Source organism: Pseudomonas ficuserectae (assembly GCF_024584585.1).
Taxonomy (GTDB): Bacteria; Pseudomonadota; Gammaproteobacteria; order Pseudomonadales; family Pseudomonadaceae; genus Aquipseudomonas; species Aquipseudomonas amygdali.
The window spans coordinates 44,962-67,499 of the sequence record NZ_CP085684.1 but is presented as its reverse complement, the minus strand read 5'-3'; the positions used below and the strand labels follow the sequence as shown (position 1 = coordinate 67,499).

The 22,538-nt window shown below is 60.9% G+C and carries 17 protein-coding genes; 10 read left to right on the top strand and 7 right to left on the bottom strand.

The annotated features are described in order from the left end of the window. Window position 1: 1 nt before the first annotated feature. The 6 genes from LJU29_RS00285 to LJU29_RS00260 all read left to right on the top strand — a co-directional run bounded on the left by LJU29_RS00285 (window position 2) and on the right by LJU29_RS00260 (window position 7,416). Window positions 2-1,843, top strand: a complete 1,842-nt coding sequence (locus LJU29_RS00285) for an ABC transporter ATP-binding protein (protein ID WP_257111511.1) — start codon at window positions 2-4, stop codon at window positions 1,841-1,843. Continuing rightward, entirely contained in the window at window positions 1,840-2,151 is a 312-nt protein-coding gene (locus tag LJU29_RS00280) for a (2Fe-2S)-binding protein (protein WP_257111510.1), read from the top strand. Before LJU29_RS00285 ends, LJU29_RS00280 begins: the two co-directional genes overlap by 4 nt. Continuing rightward, window positions 2,130-3,539 (top strand): FAD/NAD(P)-dependent oxidoreductase, encoded by a 1,410-nt coding sequence (locus LJU29_RS00275; protein ID WP_257111509.1) that lies wholly within the window; start codon window positions 2,130-2,132, stop codon window positions 3,537-3,539. Before LJU29_RS00280 ends, LJU29_RS00275 begins: the two co-directional genes overlap by 22 nt. Then, window positions 3,536-4,690 carry an NAD(P)/FAD-dependent oxidoreductase gene (locus LJU29_RS00270; protein ID WP_004659574.1) on the top strand — a complete coding sequence of 385 codons (1,155 nt, stop codon included), beginning with the start codon at window positions 3,536-3,538 and terminating at the stop codon, window positions 4,688-4,690. The genes LJU29_RS00275 and LJU29_RS00270 overlap by 4 nt, the downstream gene beginning before the upstream one ends. Further along, complete coding sequence (gene argE / locus LJU29_RS00265; protein ID WP_257111508.1) at window positions 4,687-5,844, top strand: acetylornithine deacetylase; 1,158 nt, start codon at window positions 4,687-4,689, stop codon at window positions 5,842-5,844. Before LJU29_RS00270 ends, argE begins: the two co-directional genes overlap by 4 nt. Window positions 5,845-5,958: 114 nt before the next feature. Beyond that, the gene (locus LJU29_RS00260; RefSeq protein WP_257111507.1) at window positions 5,959-7,416 is read left to right on the top strand and encodes an NAD-dependent succinate-semialdehyde dehydrogenase; all 1,458 of its coding nucleotides are present in this window, start codon (window positions 5,959-5,961) and stop codon (window positions 7,414-7,416) included. A gap of 189 nt (window positions 7,417-7,605) precedes the next feature. Here the strand turns inward: LJU29_RS00260 and LJU29_RS00255 are convergent, their stop codons facing one another. Further along, on the bottom strand, window positions 7,606-8,535 hold the full coding sequence (locus tag LJU29_RS00255) for a 2-hydroxyacid dehydrogenase (protein WP_257111506.1): 930 nt from the start codon (window positions 8,533-8,535) through the stop codon (window positions 7,606-7,608). Window positions 8,536-8,819: 284 nt separating this feature from the next. Here LJU29_RS00255 and gabT point away from each other — a divergent pair, with 284 nt between their 5' ends. The 3 genes from gabT to LJU29_RS00240 all read left to right on the top strand — a co-directional run bounded on the left by gabT (window position 8,820) and on the right by LJU29_RS00240 (window position 11,398). Beyond that, window positions 8,820-10,124 (top strand): 4-aminobutyrate--2-oxoglutarate transaminase, encoded by a 1,305-nt coding sequence (gabT, locus tag LJU29_RS00250; protein WP_257111505.1) that lies wholly within the window; start codon window positions 8,820-8,822, stop codon window positions 10,122-10,124. Between the two features lie 81 nt (window positions 10,125-10,205). Beyond that, entirely contained in the window at window positions 10,206-10,862 is a 657-nt protein-coding gene (locus LJU29_RS00245) for an HAD family hydrolase (protein ID WP_257112901.1), read from the top strand. A 47-nt stretch (window positions 10,863-10,909) separates the two neighbouring features. Next, window positions 10,910-11,398 carry an Lrp/AsnC family transcriptional regulator gene (locus LJU29_RS00240; protein ID WP_002555947.1) on the top strand — a complete coding sequence of 163 codons (489 nt, stop codon included), beginning with the start codon at window positions 10,910-10,912 and terminating at the stop codon, window positions 11,396-11,398. 37 nt (window positions 11,399-11,435) lie between these two features. Here LJU29_RS00240 and LJU29_RS00235 read toward each other — a convergent pair whose 3' ends face one another. Further along, entirely contained in the window at window positions 11,436-11,894 is a 459-nt protein-coding gene (locus LJU29_RS00235) for an REP-associated tyrosine transposase (RefSeq protein WP_257111504.1), read from the bottom strand. A 509-nt stretch (window positions 11,895-12,403) separates the two neighbouring features. Here LJU29_RS00235 and LJU29_RS00230 point away from each other — a divergent pair. Then, on the top strand, window positions 12,404-13,900 hold the full coding sequence (locus LJU29_RS00230; RefSeq protein ID WP_257111503.1) for a methyl-accepting chemotaxis protein: 1,497 nt from the start codon (window positions 12,404-12,406) through the stop codon (window positions 13,898-13,900). 15 nt (window positions 13,901-13,915) lie between these two features. Here the strand turns inward: LJU29_RS00230 and LJU29_RS00225 are convergent, their stop codons facing one another. From LJU29_RS00225 to LJU29_RS00205, 5 genes are all read right to left on the bottom strand, one after another. Then, window positions 13,916-15,499, bottom strand: coding sequence for an ABC transporter ATP-binding protein (locus tag LJU29_RS00225; protein ID WP_257111502.1), 1,584 nt, complete (start codon window positions 15,497-15,499; stop codon window positions 13,916-13,918). Between the two features lies 1 nt (window position 15,500). Beyond that, window positions 15,501-16,523, bottom strand: a complete 1,023-nt coding sequence (locus LJU29_RS00220) for an ABC transporter permease (RefSeq protein WP_004663151.1) — start codon at window positions 16,521-16,523, stop codon at window positions 15,501-15,503. Continuing rightward, on the bottom strand, window positions 16,523-17,590 hold the full coding sequence (locus tag LJU29_RS00215; RefSeq protein WP_257111501.1) for a microcin C ABC transporter permease YejB: 1,068 nt from the start codon (window positions 17,588-17,590) through the stop codon (window positions 16,523-16,525). The genes LJU29_RS00220 and LJU29_RS00215 overlap by 1 nt, the downstream gene beginning before the upstream one ends. Before the next feature lies 1 nt (window position 17,591). Next, on the bottom strand, window positions 17,592-19,475 hold the full coding sequence (locus LJU29_RS00210) for an extracellular solute-binding protein (protein ID WP_257111500.1): 1,884 nt from the start codon (window positions 19,473-19,475) through the stop codon (window positions 17,592-17,594). A gap of 144 nt (window positions 19,476-19,619) precedes the next feature. Continuing rightward, entirely contained in the window at window positions 19,620-22,445 is a 2,826-nt protein-coding gene (locus tag LJU29_RS00205) for a TonB-dependent receptor (protein WP_057453871.1), read from the bottom strand. Window positions 22,446-22,538: the final 93 nt, after the last annotated feature.

Below are 22,538 nucleotides of genomic sequence, written 5' to 3'. Positions count from 1 at the left end.
AATGAGCCAGTTGATTCGTGTGCAAGACCTGCGCGTGGTTGCCGATGGCGATCAGGGCGAGCTGGAAATCGTCAAAGGCGTCAGCTTCGCGCTGGAAAAAGGCGAAGTGCTGGCGTTGATCGGCGAGTCCGGTTCCGGCAAGACCACCATCGCGCTGGCACTTTTGGGGTATGCCCGACGCGGCTGCAAACTGGCCGGCGGTGTGGTTCAGGTGGGCGAGCACGACATGCTCAGCCTACCCGAAAGCCAGTTGCAGGGCCTGCGCGGCAACCGTGTTTCCTACATCGCGCAAAGTGCCGCGGCGGCTTTCAACCCGGCAAAAAAACTTATTGATCAGGTTATCGAGGGCGCGCTGATTCATGGTCTGGGCAGTCGTGCAGACCTGCAAGCCAAGGCCGTAGAACTGTTCCGCGACCTGGCCTTGCCCAACCCGGAAAGCATCGGCCAGCGTTACCCGCATCAGGTTTCGGGCGGTCAGTTGCAGCGCGTGATGGCAGCCATGGCGCTGATCAGCGACCCGTTGCTGGTGATCCTCGACGAGCCGACCACGGCGCTGGACGTCACCACGCAGATCGACGTGCTACGCGCCTTCAAGCGGGTGGTGCGCGAGCGCGGTGCGACGGCAGTCTATGTCTCTCACGACCTTGCCGTCGTGGCGCAGATGGCTGATCAGATCGTGGTGCTCAATGGCGGGCGGATTATCGAGCAGAGCAGCACTACAGCGCTGCTCAAAGGCCCGGAAGACGCCTACACCCGCAGCCTGCTGGCAGCGGCGCGGCCCGACAAAGTACTGAAACCGGCCAGCGAGGTGGTCAAGGACAGCACGTTGCTGACCATCAGGGGCCTGACGGCGGGCTACGGCAAAAAGAACCTGCAAGGCATGCCGATGATTCGCGTGCTGGAAGACATCGACCTGACCATTCGCCGTGGCCAGGCCATTGGCGTGATCGGCGAGTCCGGTTCGGGCAAGTCGACCCTGGCCCGTGTGGTCGCCGGTCTTCTGGACCCGGCGCACGGCAGCCTGACATTCGACGGTGCCGACTTGTCCGGCACCTTGGCGGGACGCACCGAAGAGCAATTTCGGCGCATCCAGATGGTGTTCCAGAACGCCGACACCGCGCTCAACCCGATGCACAGCATCAGCGCGATTCTGGCCCGCCCGCTGAAGATGTATTTCGGCCTGAAGGGCAAGGCCCTGCGCGAGCGCATCGATGAGCTGATGGACCTGGTGCGCCTGCCTCGCGAGCTGGCCGAGCGGCGCCCCAACGAACTCTCGGGCGGGCAGAAACAGCGCGTCAACCTGGCCCGCGCCCTGGCGGCCAAGCCGGACCTGATCCTCTGTGATGAAGTGACCTCGGCGCTGGACACCGTGGTGGGCGCGTGCATCCTTGAACTGCTCGGCGAACTGCGCCGCAAGCTGGGTGTTTCCTACCTGTTCATCAGCCATGACATTTCCACCGTCCGCGCGCTGTGCGACGACATTGTGGTGATGTACAGCGGCCACAAGGTCGAAGAGGGCAGCCGCGAAGCGTTCAGCCGTGTGCCATTCCATCCGTACACCGACCTGCTGGTGCACTCAGTGCCAGAACTGCGTCAGGGCTGGCTGGAAACCTGCGGTGTGACCAGCGGCAAGCTGCCACCCATCAGCGCCCCGGCCAGCAACCCCGAGCTGTGCACCTTCCTCAACCGTTGCCCGGCACGTGTCGAAGGCCTGTGCAACAAGACTGCCCCGAGCCGTCGCATGATCGCAGGCGGCAGCGAAATCCTCTGCCATCGCGACAGCGACGAGCTGCAGGCCGTGCAAGAAAACCTTAATCCTGTGACCGTGGGAGCCTACGCATGAGTGGCCGTTTTGTGAGACTGGGCGAACGTGATCGCCCGGTTGTGAGCCTGATGGTCGATGGCGCGCACATAGAAGCATTGCAGGGCGACACCTTGATGGTGGCGTTGCTGACCCGCAAAGCCACGCTGCGCCAGTCCGAGTTCGACTCCGGACGTCGTGCCGGGTTTTGCCTGATGGGCGCCTGTCAGGATTGCTGGGTCTGGACCCGCAGCGGCGAGCGCCTGCGCGCCTGCTCCAATGAAGTCCGCGACGGACTCGATATCGTCACCACCCAACCGGAGGCGAAATGGCCACTTCTTCACGGTTAGACGTTCAGAATCCTCCCAGCCCGAGAGTCGTCATCATTGGCGCTGGCCCGGCGGGCACCCGTTGCGCCGAAACCTTGCTGGCGGCGGGCATCAAACCGATTCTGATCGACGAAAACCGGCGCGACGGCGGGCAGATCTATCGCCGTCAGCCAGAAGGCTTCAAGCGCGATTATTCAGCGTTGTATGGCACCGAAGCAGCCAAGGCGCGTGACCTGCACGAAAGCTTTGATCGCCTGCGCGCACAAATCGACTATCGCCCCGACACACTGGCCTGGAACCTCACGCATGGCGAGCTGTGCTGTGCCAGCCAGGGCGTGCATACCGTGGTGGAATACGACGCACTGATCGTGTGTGCCGGGGCCACCGACCGGCTGATGCCGATCAAGGGCTGGCAACTGGCAGGCACCTACAGCCTGGGCGGCTCACAGATCGCGCTCAAGTCGCAGTCGGTGTCCATCGGCAGTCGCGTGGTGTTCATGGGCAGCGGACCGTTGCTTTACCTGGTCGCCAGCCAGTACGTCAAAGCCGGTGCCGATGTGGCCGCCGTGCTCGACACCTCGCCGTTCAGCAAGCGCATCGGCGCGATGCCCAAATTGCTCGCGCGCCCTGGCTTGCTGTTCAACGGCATGAAACTGCTGGCCCAGTTGTACAGCGCTAAAGTGCCGGTGCACCTGGGCGTGCAGCCCGAAGAAATTATCGGCAGCGAGCAGGACGGTGTGACCGGCGTGCGCGTGAAGCTCGCCAACGGTAACTCGCTGACCGTCGATTGCGATGCATTGGCGCTGGGTTATCACCTGCGCCCGGAAACCCAGCTGGCTGACCTGGCCGGATGCCAACTGCGTTTCGACGACGCGTCCGGGCAATGGGTGCTGGCGGTCGACGAAGACGGTCGCACCTCGGTGAACGGCGTTTATGCAGCGGGCGACGGCGCAAAAATCCGTGGTGCCGATGCTGCCGAACAGGCAGGGCGATTGGCGGCGATGGCGTTGCTGGACGATCTGGGCCGGCCTGTGGATAACTCGCGCCGCGAAGAGGTGCGCAAGAATCTGCAGGTCATGGACCGCTTCCGTGTCGGGCTGACCGAAGCGTTTCCCTGGCCTGCTGCCCAGGCAGCTGCGTTGCCCGATGAAGCGATTGTCTGCCGCTGTGAGATGATCAGCGCCGGTGAATTGCGCGGCGTGGTGCGTGAAAAAGGCGCATGCGAAGTCAACCGCGCCAAGGCTTTCAGTCGCGTTGGCATGGGCCGTTGCCAGGGCCGTTATTGCTCGCAGGCCGGTGCCGAAGTAATCGCTGCCCAGGCCGGTGTGCCGGTCGAGCAGGTCGGTCGTCAGCGCGGGCAGGCACCGGTCAAGCCGCTGTCGATGCTGGTGGACGAGGTGGTCTCATGAAACAACCGAAAGTGGATGTGCTGATTGTCGGTGGCGGCTTCATGGGCTCTGCGTCGGCGTTTTTTCTGCGTCAGCGCGGCAAGTCGGTGACCCTGCTGGAGCGCGACGTGATCGGCCAGTACGCCAGCGGCGTCAACTTCGGCAACGTACGGCGCCAAGGCCGGCACCTCGGTCAGCTGGAACTGGCCAACCGCTCCAGAGCACTGTGGCAGCGGTTGCCTGAGCTGATCGGCGAAGACCTGGAGTTTCTGCCCAGCGGGCACATGCGCGTCTGCTATCGCGAGGATGAAATCGCTGAGCTGGAAGCTTATGCAGCGGCCCCGGAGGCCCGTGAGCTGGACCTGAAAATCTACAGCGGCAAGGCACTGCACGAGCGTTTCGGGTTTCTCGGGCCGGACGTAAAGGGCGGCTCCTACGCGCCGCACGATGGCCACGCCAACCCACGTCTGGCTGCACCGGCTTTTGCGCGCGCAGCGATTCGTGCCGGGGCGCGCATCGAAGAGCGTACCGAGGTGGCCCATGTGGAAAAGGTCGGTAACGAATTTGAAGTCACTACCACTGACGGGCGCATTTTTACTGCCGATCAATTATTGATCACCGCAGGTGCTTGGGGGCAAAAACTCTCCGCGCAGTTTGGCGAGCCCGTACCGCTGGAAACCAATGGTCCGCAGATGGCCGTGACCGAACCGGTGCCTTATGCGCTGCCGACCGTCATCGGCGTGTTCACCAAAATCCCTCACGAAGTGATCTACTTTCGGCAGATCGCACGTGGCAACATCGTCATCGGCGGTGGTTTTCGCAGCAAGCCGGACATGGTCAACCGCCGCGCCTACGTCGAGCCGCGCAGCATCATCAATCAGGTGCAGCAGATGCGTCGGCTGTTGCCCGGTGTCGGCAACCTGAACATCATCCGCGTGTGGAGCGGCATTGAAGGCTACACGCCGGACTCGCTGCCAGTGATGGGCCGCAGCGGTAAGGTCGATGGCCTGTTCTATGCATTTGCCTTCTGCGGTCACGGCTTCCAGCTCGGTCCGGGCGTGGGCGACGTGATGGCTGAACTGATCAGCACCGGCACCACCAGCACCTCGATCAGCCCGTTCGACATTCGCCGTTTTGAAATCGTTACCGAACAAGCGAGTAAAGCCTCATGAGCCCCCGCGCCCTGGAAATTCTCAAACGCCTGATCGCCTTCGACACCGTGTCGTCGGAGCCGAACATGGCGCTGATCGAATACGTCCGTGAACTGCTGGCCAGCAAAGGCATCGAGTCGCTGATCGTCAAGGACAAGACCGGCAAGAAGGCCAACCTGTTCGCCAGCACCGGCCCGCGTGATGTACCCGGCGTGCTGCTTTCCGGGCACACCGACGTGGTTCCTGCTGCGGGCCAGGCGTGGACGATGCCGCCATTTCAGGCAACCCTGCGCAACGGGCGCATCTACGGTCGTGGCACCTGCGACATGAAGGGTTTCATTGCCCTGGCCATCGACGCGATGCTCGATGCGGCGGACATGACCCTGATCCGTCCGCTGCAACTGGCGCTGTCCCACGATGAAGAGATCGGCTGTGTCGGCGTGCGGCGGCTGCTGGATGTGTTGCATCTGGCACCGGTACGCCCGTTCCTGTGCGTGGTTGGCGAGCCGACCCTGATGCAGTTTGCCGTAGGGCACAAGGGAAAAGCGTCCTATCGCACCTTCTGCCGAGGCCAGGAGGCGCATTCGTCGCTGGCACCCAGAGCGGTCAACGCGATTCATCTGGCCAGCGATTTCATCGCCGAGCTGCGCAACAGCCAGAAGCAGATCGAGCAACAAGGCGCGCGTGACGAGGGTTACGACATTCCTTACAGCACCGTGCACATCGGCCGTATCGATGGCGGCAAGGCGCTGAACATTGTGCCCAACCTGTGCACCATGGAATTCGAATACCGCAACCTGCCGGGCGACAATCCCGACGTGCTGCTGGAGCAACTGCGCGAGCGCGCCGAAGTGCTGGTACGCGAGGCGAAACAATTGTCGGGCGTGGCCGCAATCGAAATCGAAGTGATGAACGAGTACCCGGCGCTGGAGACTCATCCGAGTGTTGAAGCAGTGCGCATGCTGCATGCATTTGCCGCACCGGGCACTCAGCACATCAAGGTCTCCTATGGCACTGAAGGCGGCCTGTTCGCCGGGCGGCTCAACGTGCCGGTGGTGGTTTGCGGGCCTGGCTCCATCGAGCAGGCACACAAGCCGGACGAGTTTATCGAGGAGAGCCAGATGAACGCGGGCGAGCGCTTTTTGCAAAGCCTGCTGGGTTCGTTGAAGCAGTAGAGGCTGCCGTCCGAGGGCAAATTTCAGCATCGGACGCTGCCGTTATCCTGCTTTCAGCATCCTGGACTGCGGCGCCTGCCTAGACTGGCAGGTATCCCGAAACAGGACTCGACCATGCTCAAGAATCAGTTGAAAGACCCCAGCCTGCTGGTAGACCGCGCCTACGTCGATGGGCAATGGATCAGCGCTGACGAAGGTGCAACGCTGACCATCAGCGACCCGGCGACCGGCGAAACGATCGCGCAGGTTCCGGCCCTGAATGGCCCTGAAACCCGTCGCGCCATCGAAGCTGCGGATCGTGCCTGGCCCGCCTGGCGCGCACGTCCCGCTGCCGAGCGCGCCGCTATGCTGGAGCGCTGGCATCAGGCGATGCTCGATAACGTCGAAGACCTGGCGCTGATCATGACCCTTGAGCAGGGCAAGCCGCTGAACGAATCACGCGGCGAGATCCGCTATGGTGCCAGCTTCGTCAAATGGTTCGCTGAAGAGGCGCGCCGCTCCTACGGTGAAACCATTCCCGCGCCCAGCGCAGACCGCCGTTTGATGACTCTCAAGCAGCCGGTGGGTGTGTGCGCCGCAATCACCCCGTGGAATTTTCCCAACGCAATGATCACCCGCAAGTGCGCGCCAGCCTTGGCTGCTGGATGCCCGATCATCGTCAAACCTTCGGACCTCACGCCTTTGTCGGCGCTGGCGCTGGCGGTATTGGCCGAACGCGTGGGTATTCCTGCCGGTGTGTTCAACGTCATCACCGGCATGCCCGCAGGCATTGGCGAAGAACTCACCGGCAATCCGGTGGTGCGCAAGATTTCCTTTACCGGCTCGACCCCGGTCGGCCGTTTGCTGATGCGCCAGAGCGCCGAACACATCAAGCGTCTGAGCCTCGAACTGGGCGGCAACGCGCCCTTCATCGTGTTTGACGACGCGGACCTGGAACAGGCGGTGACGGGCATCATGCTCAGCAAATTCCGCAACGCCGGGCAGACCTGCGTGTGCGCCAACCGGATTCTGGTGCAAGACGGCATCTACGACCGTTTTGCTGCACGGCTGGTAGAGGAAGTGAGCAAACTCAAGGTCGGCAACGGCTTGGAAGAGGGCGTGACCATTGGCCCGCTGATCAACCCGGCGGCGGTCAGCAAGGTTACCCGGCACATTGATGATGCGCTGAGCCAGGGCGCGAAGTTGCTGCATGGCGGCCGTCCCGATGGCACCAGTCAATTCGTCCAGCCAACGGTATTGGGCGAAACCCATGCGGGCATGCTGCTGGCCAACGAAGAAACCTTCGGGCCTGTTGCGCCACTGATGCGCTTCACCGACGAAGCCGAAGCGCTGGCACTGGCCAACGCCACGCCTTATGGCCTTGGCGCGTACTACTTCACCCAGGACCTGCGTCGCTCATGGCGTTTCGGCGAGGCGCTGGAGTTCGGCATGGTCGGCCTCAACACCGGCATCATCTCCATGGAAGTCGCCCCGTTCGGTGGCGTCAAACAATCCGGCCTGGGCCGCGAGGGCTCCAGCTACGGCCTGGATGAATACCTGGAAGTGAAGGCGTTTCATGTAGGGGGGTTGTAGCAGCGCAGTGCGAGGACGCTCCGCGTCACAGATCTGCGCCGCGCTGCTGGCTCAAGATCGGACGCGGAGCGTCCAGAACGGCGTACCGACGCGGAGCGTCGGCACGATAGTTGAGATTATCGTTCCTCACGCTCCAGCGTGGGAATGCAGTTCTGGACGCTCTGCGTCCGATCTTCAAAGTGTGGCGCGTTAATAACCCTGGCCGCGATCCACCTGCCCCTGCATCGCTTCACCACGCTCAAAGCGGCGAATGTTATCGAGCAGGCCAGGAAAGGCGCTTTCCGGTTGGGTCATGGCCGCGACATGCGGTGTCAGCATGATCTTCGGGTGTTGCCAGAACGGATGATCAGCCGGTGCCGGTTCCTGTTGCAGTACATCCAGCACCGCAGCGCTCAACTGTCCGCTATCCAGTGCTTCAAGCAGGTCCGCTTCCACCAGATGCCCGCCACGGCCCATGTTGATCAATGCTGCCCCCTGGGGCAGGCGCTCGAAAAGCTGGCGATTGAGGATGCCTTCGGTTTGCCCGGTCAGCGGCAACACACACAGCAGAATGTCGCACTGACCAAGAAACGCACTCAGCTGTCTTTCACCCGCATAACACGTTACGCCTTCTACCTGATGCTCGCTACGCGCCCAGCCCGACAGCCCGAAACCGAATGGTTTGAGGCTCGACAGAATATGCTGCGCCTGCAAGCCCAGCCCCATCACACCCACGCGACGCTTGTGCGCCGGTACCAGCGGATGAGCTTTCCAGACGCCCTCGACCTGCTGCTGCCGATAACGCAGCATTTCCCGGTGCAGGCTCAGTACCGCCAAAGACGCGTACTGACACATCCCGTGACTGATGCCGGGGTCCAGCAGACGAACCACCGGCAAGGACTCGGGAATACGGCTCAGGTCCAGTTGATCGACGCCCGCAGACAAGGCGAACAGCACCTTCAGGTTGGGCAGCAGCTCCTGTAGATCGTCAGGTGCCAGCCAGGCCCCCAAATAGTGGATATCGGCCGGGTCACCGATATCCGGCCACACACGCCATTCAATGTCCGGCGCATGCTCGGCAAACAGGACACGCCAGCGTTCGGCGCGTGCGGGGTCAGCTTTGTAGAGCAGGGCGGGCATGGGCATTTCCTGAGTGTGAAAGTGGAGCCCCATGATGCCGCAAGTCGGAAGCAGGATCTGTCGAAACAGCCTTTTGCAGAGCACCGGCATGACTGAAAAGCAGCGTTGCCCGGCAGATTGCGTGGTGCTCGCAAGGCATGAAGGAATCTGCCGTTTGCGAGGCGAAAAACAGTTGATCTGGACATCTGAGAGGGCAAGTTCGGCGTAGATCATTTCGCTGAACGCTTAACCTGAACAGCATCGCAGCCACCCCGCCGGCTGCCAGGCCCACGACAGGTAAAACCATGAACAGCAAAGTCGACGAAACACCTCATCTGCTCCGCCAGCGCGATCAGTTCGTGCCGCGTGGCATTGTCACAGCCCATCCGCTGGTCATCGACCGCGCGCAGGGTTCTGAACTGTGGGACGTCGATGGCAAGCGCTATCTGGATTTTGTCGGCGGCATCGGCGTACTGAACATCGGCCATAACCACCCCAACGTGGTCAAGGCGATACAGACGCAACTGACCAAGGTTACCCACGCCTGCTTCCAGGTGGCGTCCTATCAGCCCTATCTGGACCTGGCCAAACGCCTGAGCCATCTCATCGCGGGCCAGAGCGGCATCGATCACAAGGCCGTGCTTTTCACCTCTGGTGCCGAAGCGGTCGAAAACGCGGTGAAAATCGCCCGCGCTCACACCAATCGCCCGGCAGTTATCTCGTTCCGCGGTGGTTTTCATGGCCGTACACTGCTTGGCACCACGCTGACCGGCATGAGCCAGCCGTACAAACAGAATTTCGGCCCGATGGCCCCCGAAGTGTTCCACACGCCGTACCCGAACGAATTCCGCGGCGTCACCACCGAAGTAGCGCTGGCGGCGTTGCACGAGCTGTTGGCCACCCAGGTCGCACCGGAGCGTGTGGCGGCGATTCTGATCGAGCCGATGCAGGGCGATGGCGGCTTCCTGACTGCGCCGGTGGAGTTCATGAAGGCCTTGCGTGCGCTGACCGAGCAACATGGCATCGTGCTGATTGTCGACGAAATCCAGTCCGGTTTCGGGCGTACCGGCAAATGGTTCGGTTTCGAGCATTCGGGTATCCAGCCTGATCTGGTGACGGTTGCAAAGAGCCTCGCGGGCGGCATGCCGCTGTCAGGCGTGGTCGGCCGTGCCGAGATCATGGATGCACCGCTTCCGGGCGGTCTGGGTGGCACTTACGGTGGTAATGCGCTGTCCTGCGCCGCCGCACTGGCGGTGATCGACACATACGAGCAGGACAATCTGCTCGCGCGTGGCGAGCAACTGGGCCAACATTTGCGTGCCGGTCTGCTCAAGCTCAAGGACCGTTACACCTGCATCGGCGACGTGCGCGGCACCGGCTTCATGCTCGCCATGGAACTGGTCAAGAACGACGCCGCACGTAGCCCGGACGCTGATCTCAATCAGAAGATCATTGATCAGGCACGCATTGGCGGCCTGTTGGTGATCAAGTGTGGTGTGTACCGCAACGTGTTGCGTTTCCTCGCACCGCTGGTCACCACAGAGCAGCAGATCGATGAAGCACTGACCATTCTCGATGCCGCCTTGGCACGAGTATTGAAGTCCAGCTGAGCGTAGACGTGGTCGCGGTTGTCGCGAGACGCTGCGACCACCAGCGCTGGGGATCATTGTTGAATGGAGACGTTGCCTGCCATGGGGCTTATTGATTACCGCGCACTGCTGATCGATTGTGATGAGGTTCTGGTGGACCGTGATTCGGGTGTCTGGGGGGCGTTGCAGCCGTTGCTGGAAAACGGTCTGAACACACCGGATAAAGACTCGGTCCTGACCGAATTCGATGATGTTGTGCGCACGCTCTATCCGCGCTTCGACGAACTGGGTTTCAGCGGCCTGCTGTGCTTCGCGCACCGGCAACTGGCCGAGCGCCTTGGCATCAAGGCCAGTTGGGAAGAAGGTATGACCTTCGCCCGTTCCGTGCCGAACTGGACGCTGTTCGAGGATGCACCCGGCGCGATGCTCTACCTGCGCAAGTTCTATCGGCTGCTGGTGTACGCCGACCGGGACCTGCAGGATCGCGGCATCCTGTGCGAACGGCTGGGGCTTGAACCTGACAGCCTGCTGTCCCTGACCACTCACCCGCTGGACAATCCGGACTGGCTCGCCGGGATGGATCTGGAGCCACGTGAAACGCTTCTTGTGTCTCGCCCGCCCGCCTCGGCGCTTGGCACAGGTGGGCTGTGTCTGATCCGCCGCAGCCGCGAACAGCACCGTCAGCCATGCACTGCCGACCTGTGTATCAACAGCATGGCCGATCTCGTCGCTCAGCATCAGCTGTCTTTACGGCGCTGATTTTGCTAGAAGGTAGGCACCGTGAATGGCAATACAAGAGGTAGGTAATGGAAGGCTTGGTCAAACTGGATCGGATTGATATCAATATCCTGGTAGAACTCCAGAAAGACGGGCGCATGACCAACGTCAGCCTGGCCGACGCCGTCGGGCTTTCCGCAAGCCCTTGCCTGCAGCGCGTCAAACGTCTTGAGTCGGCAGGTTACATTTCCAGTTACAAGGCGCACCTTAATCTGGCAAAAATCACCGAATCGGTAACCGTGTTCACGGAAATCTCCCTCAGCGACCACAAGCGCGAAGACTTCGCCAAATTCGAAGCCAACATCCGTCACGTTGACGAAGTCCTGGAGTGCCACCTGATCAGCGGCGGCTACGACTACCTGGTGCGCTTCATGACCCGCAGCATTCAGCACTACCAGGAAGTGATCGAAGAGCTGCTGGACAAGAACATCGGCATCTCCAAGTATTTCAGCTACATCGTCATCAAATCCCCGGTCATGAAAGACGGCGTGCCACTGCGCAAACTGTTGCGCCATTGAAACGGCGTAAAGAAATTTCACGGCGTGGATGTGTGGTTCAAACCCATACCGCATCCCACAGTGGATAATCTCCTATCTTCTTGACCAGTCCTGCGCATAGCGGGTTTGCGACGATATAGCGAGCCAGACCGACCATGGCCTGTTCGTTGCGCACAGCCTGGTCGTGATACCCGGACTGCCATAAGGTGTCGGGATGTGCTCTGATTTTTCCGATGGCTATTGAACTGCGTGCTTTAAGTTGTTGAATCAACATGGGCAGATCATTCTTTTTGAGCTCAAAAAGCCAGTGAAAGTGGTCAGGCATTACGACCCAGGCAAGCGACTTGACCAGTTCCTGCTCTTCGCATCGTCTCAGCTCTCGAACCAGCAAACGCCCGAGACGAACATCGGCGAATACCGGTTCGCGTCCTCGTGTCACTGAAGTCACCATATATATCTGGCCTATTGCGGAATATCGGCCTGTACGTAAACGTTTTGACGCAGAGTACACGTGCATTCCCTTGCTCCTAAAATCACTTCACCGGTGAACTTTAGTGTGTGGCACGTGGAGCAGCTGAGTAATGCTTTACAGCATGTAATTTCAATGAGTCATTCGGTGTTTGATGATCAGCCTTCGTGGACAAGTCCACTCCCACAGGAGTGCATGGGTGCATGGTCACAGGATTACAGGAGTGCATGGTCACAGGGTCACAGGGTTACAGGAGTGCAGGAGTCCAGGAGTGCATGAGTGCATGAGTGCATGAGTGCATGGTCACAGAATCACAGGAGTGCAGGACCAGGATCACCGATTGATGTGGTGGGAGCGGACTTGTCCGCGAAGAGGTCCGGCCTGCTAACAACGGACGCCCGCTCCATCATCGCGCCTCAACACCGGGTAAATAATCTATTTCTGAATTTATGGCACAAGGCCACCACCCAGACAGCACGTTGGCCGGGGTTTTGTTCGTGCATATCTGAAAACCGACGGGGCCCCCTGTCGCCATGGATTTCAAAAGGATGTGTTCGATGCCCGTAGCCCCTCGTTTCCTGGACCATTACCGCAAGGCCGACCGGATCATGCTGGGCCTGATCTGGCTGTTGTTCATCTACGCGCTCGGGTTGGCGTTCTGGTTTGATACGTTCACCCAGGCAGTCGTGGTCGGTGGCGGCACTGCGCTGGTGCTGACCGGGCTGTATCGTGCCATCGGCGGCACCCGATTGATGCGCTGCTGTGTGGGTGTAGGCCTGATGGTCATGGCCGCGCTGCATATCAATCAGGCGCACGGGCTGATCGAAATACATTTCGGCATCTTCGTCTTCCTCGCCGTGCTGACCTTCTACCGCGACTGGCTGCCGATTCTGGTCGCTGCCGTCACCATTGCCATCCACCATGTCGGTTTCCACGCCCTGCAGCATGCGGGCTTCCCGGTTTACGTCATGCACCACGGCGGCGGCTGGAGCATGGTGATGGTGCATGCGGTGTACGTCGTTGTAGAGAGCGCGATTCTGGTCTATCTGGCCGTGCAGAATCAGGCTGAAGCGGTCGAGAATCATGACATGCTCGATCGAATGCTGGCCGCCACCAATCAGTTTTCGCCCAATAGCCAGGCCAGCGAGCACTCGGCCAAACGCGTGCCGCTGGCGCAACGTTTCGAGCAGTTTCTGGCGCAGATCACCAGCCTTGTCGACGGAGTAGTGCGCGACACACGCGGGCTTGGCGAACTGGGTCATGACCTTGCCAAGGCCAGCGGTACGCTGGAAACCGGGGCGCAGCATCAACTCAGCGAGATCGCCCGCATGACCGGCGCGATGCAGCGCATGGGTGATGCCATGAACGATATCTCCAGCCATGTTGCGCAAGCCGTGCAGCGTGCCGGTGATACAAGCGATCAGGTGGCTCACGGACGCGACAGCGTCGACCGTGCGCAGAGCGAAATCACTCAGCTTGCCGCGCGCATCAACACCACCGATGAAACCGTGCAGGCACTCGCCAACCAGTCAGAGCAGATCGGCAAGGTGCTGGACGTGATCGGCAGTATTGCCGAGCAGACCAACCTGCTGGCGCTGAACGCAGCGATTGAAGCTGCACGAGCCGGAGAGCAGGGCCGGGGCTTTGCAGTGGTGGCCGACGAGGTGCGCAATCTGGCGCAACGCACAGCGTCGTCGACCAAGGAAATCCAGACCATCATCGAGGACCTGCAAAGGGGCAGCCGTCAGGCCGCTACAGCCATGAACGACAGCCTGCAAGGCGTCGGGCGTTGTGTGGAAAACAGCCAGCGCGCGTCGGAATCCCTGCGCGCAGTCGGTGAAGGTATCGGGCATATCACCCAGCTTAACGGCCTGATTGCCACGACCACTGAACAGCAGTCCACCGCCAGCCGGGAAATCGCCGATCAATTACGTTCGGTGCAGACCATCGCCGAGCACACCGCCGCAAATATCGGTGTGCTGGCGACCAGCAGCCAGAGCCTTTCGCCGCTGGCCATACGCCTGGAGGCACTGGGCCAGAGCTTTCACGCGTAACGTTTAAGGCCAGGCTCAGGCAAACACCAGCCCGGAAGAACGCAGCAGTTCCTGAGTATAGGCCTGCTGCGGCGCGGCGAAGATTTCGCGAGACGGGCCTTGTTCGACTACCTTGCCGTCCTTGATCACAATCAGGTCATGCGCCAGAGCGTGAACCACCGCCAGGTCATGGCTGATGAACAGGTACGTCAGGCCATGACGGATTTGCAGGTCACGCAGCAGGGCGACGATCTGTTTCTGCACCGTACGGTCGAGCGCTGACGTCGGCTCATCGAGCAGGATCAGATCCGGCTCAAGCACCAGCGCCCGGGCGATGGAAATGCGCTGGCGTTGCCCGCCGGAAAACTCGTGCGGGTAACGATGCCGGGTTGCCGGGTCTAGCCCGACTTCCTGCAACACGCGGATCACCGTCTGCTCACGCTCTTTCGGCGTGCCGATATTGTGCGTCACCAACCCCTCGGCGATGATCTGCTCCACGGTCATGCGCGGGCTGAGGCTGCCGAACGGGTCCTGAAACACCACCTGCAACTGACGACGCAACGGGCGCATCAGGTGCTGACTGTGCAGGCTCAGCTCCTTGGTGCCGAAACGGATGCTGCCCTCTGAATCGACAAGACGCAAAATCGCCTGGCCCAGGGTTGATTTGCCCGAGCCGGACTCGCCGACAATCCCGAGTGTCTTGCCCTTGAGCAGCTCGAAACTCACCCCATCCACCGCCTTCACATACTGCGGCTCGCGCTTGAACCAGGCTTTGCCCAGCGGAAACCAGACTTTCAGGTCCTGCACCGACAACAGCGTGTTGCTGTGCGTGGACGGCACCGGCTCGCCGTCTGGTTCGGCGTTGATCAGCAAGCGGCTGTAAGGATGCTGCGGATTGTCGAACAGCGTCTGGCAATCGGCCTGCTCGACGATTTCGCCCTCACGCATCACGCAGACCCGCTGAGCGATGCGCCGCACCAGATTGAGGTCGTGGCTGATCAGCAACAACGACATGTTGAGCCGCTGCTGCAAGGATTTGAGCAACTCCAGAATCTTCACCTGCACGGTCACGTCCAGCGCGGTGGTCGGCTCGTCGGCGATCAGCAAGTCGGGCTCGTTAGCCAGTGCCATAGCAATCATGATGCGCTGGCGCTGCCCACCCGACAGTTGATGCGGATACGCCTTGAGACGTGACCGCGGGTCACGAATGCCGACCAGTTCCAGCAACTCCAGCGTGCGGCTCAGCGCGGCCTTGCCTTTGAGGCCCTTGTGAGTGACGAGAATTTCGCCGATCTGCTTTTCGACCGTGTGCAGCGGGTTCAGCGAGCTCATGGGCTCCTGAAAAATCATCGCCACACGGTTGCCACGCAGGCTGCGCAATTGCTTGTCGCTGGCGTGGACCAGATCAAGGCCGTCATAGCGAATCGAGCCCTGGGTGCTGACCGTTTTCGCCGGCAACAGACGCAGAATCGAATGCGCAGTGACCGACTTGCCAGAGCCGGATTCGCCGACCAGCGCCAGGCATTCTCCACGGCGGATGTCGAGGCTGACGCCATGCACCACTTCATGGCCGTTGAAGGCGACCCGCAGGTCGCGAATTTCAATCAGGTTGTCTTGCATGTCAGCTCCGAGGATCAAACGCGTCGCGGCAGGCTTCGCCGATGAACACCAACAGAGAAAGGATCAGCGCCAGCGCGACGAACGCGGTCAGCCCCAGCCAGGGCGCTTGCAGGTTGCGCTTGGCCTCGCCGATCAGTTCGCCCAGCGAAGCGCTGCCAGCGGGCATGCCGAAGCCGAGAAAATCCAGCGCGGTGAGCGTGGCGATGGCGCCAGTGATGATGAACGGCAGGTACGTCAGGGTGCTGGTCATCGCGTTGGGCAGGATGTGTCGCCACATCAACGCGGCATCGGTCAGGCCCAGTGCGCGGGCGGCTTTCACGTATTCAAGATTACGCCCGCGCAAAAACTCGGCACGCACCACGTCCACCAGCGACAGCCAGGAGAACAGCGCCATGATGCCCAGCAACCACCAGAAACTCGGTGACACAAAGCCGGACAGAATGATCAGCAGATACAGCACCGGCAAACCCGACCATATTTCCTGAATGCGCTGGCCGATCAGGTCGGTCATGCCGCCGTAGTAACCTTGAATCGCCCCGGCGCAGACACCGATCACCGTGCTGATCGCGGTCAGCAGCAGCGCGAACAGGATGGAAATCCGCGCGCCGAACAGCACACGTGCCAGCACGTCACGGGCCTGCTCGTCAGTGCCCAGCCAGTTAGTGCCGTCGGGCGGGCTGGGCGAGGGCGCATCCAGGTCGTAGTTGATGGTGTCGTAGCTGAACGGGATCGGTGCGAACAGCATCCAGCCGTCTTTGGCGGCGATCAGCTTGCGCACGTAGTCGCTTGAATAGTCCGGTTCGAAGGGCAGTTCGCCGCCGAAATCTGTTTCCATGTAGGTGCGCAACACCGGGTAATACATCTGCCCGTCGTAGCTGACCAGCAGCGGCTTGTCGTTGGCGATCAGCTCGCCGCACAGGCAGACCAGCATCAGGCCGATGAAGATCCACAGCGACCACCAGCCACGCCGGTTGGCCTTGAACAGGTCGAAGCGGCGCCGGGTCTGGGGAGAGAACTCAAACATCAGGTGCTCCTCGCGGAAAAGTCGATGCGTGGGTCGACCAGCGTGTAACACAGGTCGCCGATCAGCTTGATCAGCAGGCCGAACAGCGTGAACAGGAACAGCGTGCCGAACACGATGGGGTAGTCCCGCGAGACCGCCGCCTCGTAACTCATGCGCCCCAGCCCATCGAGGCCGAAGATGGTTTCGATCAGCAGCGAGCCGGCGAAAAACACTTCGATCAACGCCTGCGGAATGCCCGCGATGACCAGCAGCATGGCGTTGCGAAACACATGGCCGTACAGCACGCGATGCTCGGTCAGGCCCTTGGCGCGGGCCGTGACCACATACTGGCGGCTGATTTCGTTGAGGAAGCTGTTCTTGGTGAGGATGGTCAGCGTGGCGAACCCGCCGATTACCAGCGAGCTGACCGGCAACACCAGGTGCCACAGATAGTCTTTCACCTTGCCCCAGGTGCTCAGGCTGTCGAAGTTCTCCGAGAACAAACCCTGCGCCGGAAACCAGCTCAGGTAGCTGCCTCCGGCGAACACCACAATCAGCAGAATGGCGAACAGAAACGCGGGCGTGGCGTAGCCGATGATCACCAGCGTGCTGCTCCAGACGTCAAACGCACTGCCATGCCGCACCGCTTTGCGAATGCCGAGCGGGATGGAAATCAGGTAGGTGATCAGCGTCGCCCAAAGCCCGAGGGACAGCGACACCGGGAGCTTTTGTGCAATCAGTTCGGTGACCGGCGCGCCGCGGAAGAAGCTGGTGCCGAAGTCCAGCTGTGCGTAATTCTTGAGCATCAGCCAGAGTCGTTCGTGCATCGGTTTGTCGAAACCGTAATGCTCCTTGATCTGCTCGATCAGCGCCGGGTCGAGCCCACGGGTGCTGCGGCTGGCGGTGCCGCTTGCGGCTACTTCGCCACCGCCGCCACCAACACCATTGGGGCTGAAACCCTGAATGCGCGCGATGGCCTGCTCGACCGGGCCACCCGGGGCGGCCTGCACGATCAAGAAGTTGACAATCAAAATGGCCAGCAGCGTGGGAATGATCAGCAGCAGGCGTCGAATCACATAAGCCAGCATTTCAATACTCCTTGGCAGCGGCGGGCTTGCCGGTCAATGCAGCAGCCTGAGCGTTGGTCAGCGGGGTCGGGCTGATCTGCCACCAGGTTTCCAGACCAACGTCATAGGTCGGTGCCACATCAGGCATGCCGAAACGGTTGGCGAACACCAGTGGCGTGCCCTTGGAGTAGTAGTTGGGAATCATGTAGTAGCCCCATTGCAGGACCCGGTCCAGCGCCCGCGCGTAGAGCACCATATCGTTACGCGTATTGGCGCTCACCAGCCCGTCGATCAGCGTGTCCACCGCAGGATTGCGCAGCACCATGGCGTTGGAGCTGCCCACTTCGGTGGCGCTTTGCGAGCCGTACAGGTTGTACAGCTCACGGCCAGGGGAAATGATCGGATTACCGTTTTTCGGCAGGTTGACCACGATCATGTCGTAGTCCCGCGCATTGAGCCGGTTGATGTACTGCGCCGAATCGATGCGCAGGAAATCCAGGGTGATGCCGATCTGCGCCAGCGTGCGCTTGAAGGGCAGAATCAGGCGATCGAAACCACCCTGACCATCGAGAAAGCTGAACACCATCGGCTCGCCAGCGGCGTTCACCAGCTTGTTGTTCTTCGGGTGCCAGCCCGCCTCGGCGAGCAGCTTGAGGGCCTGCAACTGTTTGTCACGGATATAACCGCTGCCGTCGGTTTTCGGCGGCTGATACACCGTGGTGAACACCTCGTCCGGCACCTGACCGCGCAAGGGTCCGAGAATCTTCAGCTCGGCCGGGGTCGGCAGCTCGGTGGCGGCCATGTCGCTCTTTGGAAAGTAGCTTTGTTCGCGCACGTAGAAATTGCGCATGACTCGACGGTTGATCCAGTCGAAATCCCACAGCAATGACAGCGCCTCGCGCACGCGGCGGTCCTTGAAGATCGGGTTGTCCAGATTGAACACAAAACCTTGCGCGGCGACCGGGCGTTGCCGGGCGAGAATGCGCTTTTGCAGACGCCCATCGTCAATCGCCGGGCCGCTGTAGCCGACCACAAAGCCGGAAGATGAGAACTCGCGGTTGTAGTCGAACATCCCGGCCTGCAGCAGCTGGCGAGCGATTTCGGTGTCGCCGTAGTAGTTCACGGTGAGCGTGTCGAAGTTATACAGACCACGGCTGACCGGCAGGTCCTTGCCCCACCAGTCCTTGACCCTTTCAAAGACCACGCTGCGCCCGGCATCGACCTTGGCGACCCGGTAGGGCCCGTTGCCCAGCGGTGGCTCGAAACCGCCGCCGTTGGCGAAGTCGCGGGTCTTCCACCAGTGCTCGGGCAGAATGTGCAGGCTGGCAATATCCAGCGCCAGCATGCGGTTGAGGTTGTTCTTGAAGTCGAAGCGAATCTGTAGCGGCCCCTCGATGGTCACCTGTTTGACGTCGGCGAACATGGGGCGATAGCTGAAGCTGGCCTTGGTGGTCATCAGCTCGAAGGTGTAGCGCACGTCTTCTGCGGTGACGGGCTTGCCGTCCTCGAAGCGCGCCTTGGGGTTGAGGAAAAAACGAATCCACAGACCGTTCGGGTCCATCTCCATCTTTTCCGCGATCAATCCATAAACGGTGTACGGCTCATCCAGCGAGCGATAGGCCAATGGTGAGTAAACCCAGGTATCGACCTGCACCACATTGATACCCTGATCGACATAAGGGTTGAGGTAGTTGAACTGGCCGATTTCTTCCGCCGAACGGGTCAGTGAACCGCCTTTGGGGGCGTTCGGGTTGACGTAGTCAAAGTGCTGGAAGCCAGCCGGGTATTTCGGTGCCTCGCCATAGACGGTCAAGGCGTGAGTCGGGGCGGCCTGAGCGACCTGCCAGCAACTGCACAGCGCAACACCCAGAATCAGGCGCCGCAGAAAACGGGTATGACGCAACATGATGGGGCTTTCCTCGTACGCACTGAATGACGATGAGTCGCGAAAAAGCCCCCGGCCGGGGAAGGTGGATGAAACCTGGGCCGGAGGGGGCGAGCTCGCAATCTGACGTGGCCCAAGGAGCGTGTATGGGCCACGTCGTCACACTCAGAAGTGGTAAGTCGCGCGTGCGAACAGGGTGCGGCCCAGCGGGTCAGCGTAACGAGGGTCATAGCCGGACTGGAAGTTGTAGGCCTGGTTGGAGAACGGCGGGTTGCGGTCGAACATGTTGCGCACACCCGCGTCGATATCCAGCACCTTGTCGAAGGTATGACCCACCGACATGTCCCACAGCGCATACGACGCGACGCGCGCATTGGTGGTGCGGTCGTAGTCGTTGTAGCCGCTGGTGAAGCGGTTGGTGATGGAAGCGCGGGTATCGCCCAGTGCCCAGGTGCCGGTCAGAACGTGTTTCCAGCGCGAGATCACGCCGTCGCCCTGGAAGTCGCCGACCTTGTCGGTGTACGGGCCGTCGATGATGTTCTGGAAGTCATAACGGGTCACATAGGTGCCGGTCATGCCCAGACCGAACTGACCATAAGGTGTGTTCGGAAAGCGATAGTCGAGCGTTACGTCGACGCCGCTGGTCTTGACGATACCCAGGTTGGCGTTGCCGGTAACGATATTTGCAATCGAACCATCAGCAGCGCGCACGTAGCGGTCGGCGTAGGTGTTCGGATCATCAAACACAGTCGACTCGGGGAACGCCTGGATCTGGTTGGAAATGTGAATCCACCAGAAATCCAGGCCCATGGAAAGGTTGTTGACCGGCTGATAGACGAAGCCCAGCGTCATGTTGCGGGCTTTTTCCGGGGCCAGCTCGGTGTTGCCTCCACCATTGTTGAGGAACTGCTGCTGGCAATCACGACCGGCGTTACCACCCGGCTGAACGACGCCACCGGCACACAGAACCGGGTCGTTGTAATAGCCCTGAGTGAAAGTGGTACTGCGCGGGGCATACAGCTCGTAAAGCGACGGCGCGCGGAAACCTTCGCTGTAGGCACCACGGACCACCAGTTGCTTGAACGGCTGGTAGCGGAACGAGTATTTCGGATTGGTGGTGCTGCCGAAGTCGCTGTATTTGTCATGACGAACGGCGGCGGTCAGTTCAAGGCTGTCCAGCACGGGGACATTCAGTTCGGCGTATTGCGCCTTGACGCTCCTGTCACCTTCGACGCTACCGGCGGCATCTGCGCCCAGGCTGCTGATGTCGTTGACGTAGGCTTCGTACTGCTGATGCATTTTCTCTTTGCGATATTCGCCGCCCAACGCCAGACCCGCAGGGCCTGCACCGAACCAGTCACCGATTTCCCGGCTGATGCGCGCATCGAGCCCGGCCACCCGGCCCACAGCGCTGGAGTACTGGCCGTGATATTCGCTGGCATCGATCAGCGCCTGACCGGCAGCGGTTTGCGGGCCGAACGGGTTAAGGGTGCCATTGGCCAGGCCGTTGAGCATTGCAGCGTCACTGACATACCCGTTGGTGAGCGATGACAGGACTTTGTTCTGGTTGTAAGAAGCACCTACGTTGTAGTCCCAGCCGCCCACCAGGCCGTCGAAGTTCAGCAGAAAACGCTGGCTGGTGTTCTGGTCGCTGGACCCGCGTGGCCCGGCCGCCGTTTCTCGCCAGGCTGTGCTGATCGGTTGGGTCGGGTCGAGAGTAAAGTCGGTCGGTGCCGGAGTGATGCCGTTGCCGGGATAAAAAGGCGACGATGAGTCCAGAGACAGGCCGGTGAGAGGCGCTGGCCCGATATCGGTATGGTTGTTGTTACGGGCCCAGAAGTATTCGAGGCTGACGTTATGATCGTCTGCCAGCTTGCCGGTGGCCTTGCCAAAAAACGAGGTCTTTTCGGTTTGCGGGATCAGGTCGATGTATTCACGGGTGCTGAACCGGCAGATGCCGTTGCTGGCGATCAGGTTAGGGCCGCCGCAGTTTCTGCCCAGCGGGTTGGCAGAGTTGTCACCCTGGAAGTAATTGCCGGGATAGGCCGTACCGGAGGTCTGATTGAGCCCGCGTCCTGGCACGTAATCTCTGGCAAACGAGCGGTCGTTGGCGTCCAGGTTTTGCTGCTTGTTGTAGTTGAAGACACCCATGACGTTGAAGCGGTCTTGCTCCAGATCACCAAAGCCCCAACTGGCGCTCATGTCCTTGGTGGCACCGCCGCCGCTGGCGGTCGGGGTTTCTCCACCCAGGGTCAGGCTGCCGTCGGTCAGGGATTTTTTGGTGATGAAGTTGATCACACCGCCAATGGCGTCAGTGCCGTATAGCGCCGAGGCGCCGTCACGCAATACTTCCACACGGTCGATGGCGGCAAAAGGGATCATGTTCAGGTCGATGGCGCTGCCGTTAGGCGTGCCCACACCCGACAGTGCGTTATTGGCCAGACGGCGGCCGTTGAGCAGCACCAGCGTCTTGTTGGCGCCGATGCCGCGCATATCGGCAAACGAGGCACCTCCTGTTCCTGCACCGACCGAGCCTGCACTGTTGTTGATCGACTGGCTGCCGGTGATGCGCTGGACCATTTCCTGGGTGGTGGTCACGCCCTGTTTCTTCAGGTCGTCAGCGCGCAGGATGGTAATTGGCACTGCGGTTTCGGCATCGACCCGGCGGATCGCCGAACCGGTCACTTCTACACGTTGCAACTGGGTCGTGGCAGGCACAACCGCTGCGCTGGTGGTCACGGCCGAGCCGCTTGTGTCCGCGTCGACGGCGTCTGCCGCCTGAGCACCGCTCATGCCCATGGCCAATGCACAAAGCAGGGCACGTGGATGACGCCGGACCGCGAGGGCCAGTGGTTTGAGGGTGCAACCGGGAAGATTCATCAGCATGGTTAGTTCCGACTTGGTCCAGACGTTATTGAAATGGCCTTGTGAGCCCTCTGTTCCCGACGCGGTTGTGCCGAGCGGGAGTTCCACTTCTTCTTTTTCCAGCAAGCCGCTCCCCTCCAGAGGCTTTTCAGCCCACGGACAACCGCATTTACGGGGGGTCGGGTCAGACGGCTTCGCGCGGCGAAGCCGTCAAATCAC

Coding starts and splice junctions, on each gene's coding strand:
- gabT (WP_257111505.1), top strand. CDS start 8,820: ATGAACAGCAAAGTCGACGAAACACCTCATCTGCTCCGCCAGCGCGAT.
- LJU29_RS00285 (WP_257111511.1), top strand. CDS start 2: ATGAGCCAGTTGATTCGTGTGCAAGACCTGCGCGTGGTTGCCGATGGC.
- argE (WP_257111508.1), top strand. CDS start 4,687: ATGAGCCCCCGCGCCCTGGAAATTCTCAAACGCCTGATCGCCTTCGAC.
- LJU29_RS00245 (WP_257112901.1), top strand. CDS start 10,206: ATGGGGCTTATTGATTACCGCGCACTGCTGATCGATTGTGATGAGGTT.
- LJU29_RS00275 (WP_257111509.1), top strand. CDS start 2,130: ATGGCCACTTCTTCACGGTTAGACGTTCAGAATCCTCCCAGCCCGAGA.
- LJU29_RS00280 (WP_257111510.1), top strand. CDS start 1,840: ATGAGTGGCCGTTTTGTGAGACTGGGCGAACGTGATCGCCCGGTTGTG.
- LJU29_RS00270 (WP_004659574.1), top strand. CDS start 3,536: ATGAAACAACCGAAAGTGGATGTGCTGATTGTCGGTGGCGGCTTCATG.
- LJU29_RS00255 (WP_257111506.1), bottom strand. CDS start 8,535: ATGCCCGCCCTGCTCTACAAAGCTGACCCCGCACGCGCCGAACGCTGG.
- LJU29_RS00220 (WP_004663151.1), bottom strand. CDS start 16,523: ATGTTTGAGTTCTCTCCCCAGACCCGGCGCCGCTTCGACCTGTTCAAG.
- LJU29_RS00210 (WP_257111500.1), bottom strand. CDS start 19,475: ATGTTGCGTCATACCCGTTTTCTGCGGCGCCTGATTCTGGGTGTTGCG.
- LJU29_RS00215 (WP_257111501.1), bottom strand. CDS start 17,590: ATGCTGGCTTATGTGATTCGACGCCTGCTGCTGATCATTCCCACGCTG.
- LJU29_RS00225 (WP_257111502.1), bottom strand. CDS start 15,499: ATGCAAGACAACCTGATTGAAATTCGCGACCTGCGGGTCGCCTTCAAC.
- LJU29_RS00260 (WP_257111507.1), top strand. CDS start 5,959: ATGCTCAAGAATCAGTTGAAAGACCCCAGCCTGCTGGTAGACCGCGCC.
- LJU29_RS00235 (WP_257111504.1), bottom strand. CDS start 11,894: ATGCACGTGTACTCTGCGTCAAAACGTTTACGTACAGGCCGATATTCC.
- LJU29_RS00230 (WP_257111503.1), top strand. CDS start 12,404: ATGCCCGTAGCCCCTCGTTTCCTGGACCATTACCGCAAGGCCGACCGG.
- LJU29_RS00240 (WP_002555947.1), top strand. CDS start 10,910: ATGGAAGGCTTGGTCAAACTGGATCGGATTGATATCAATATCCTGGTA.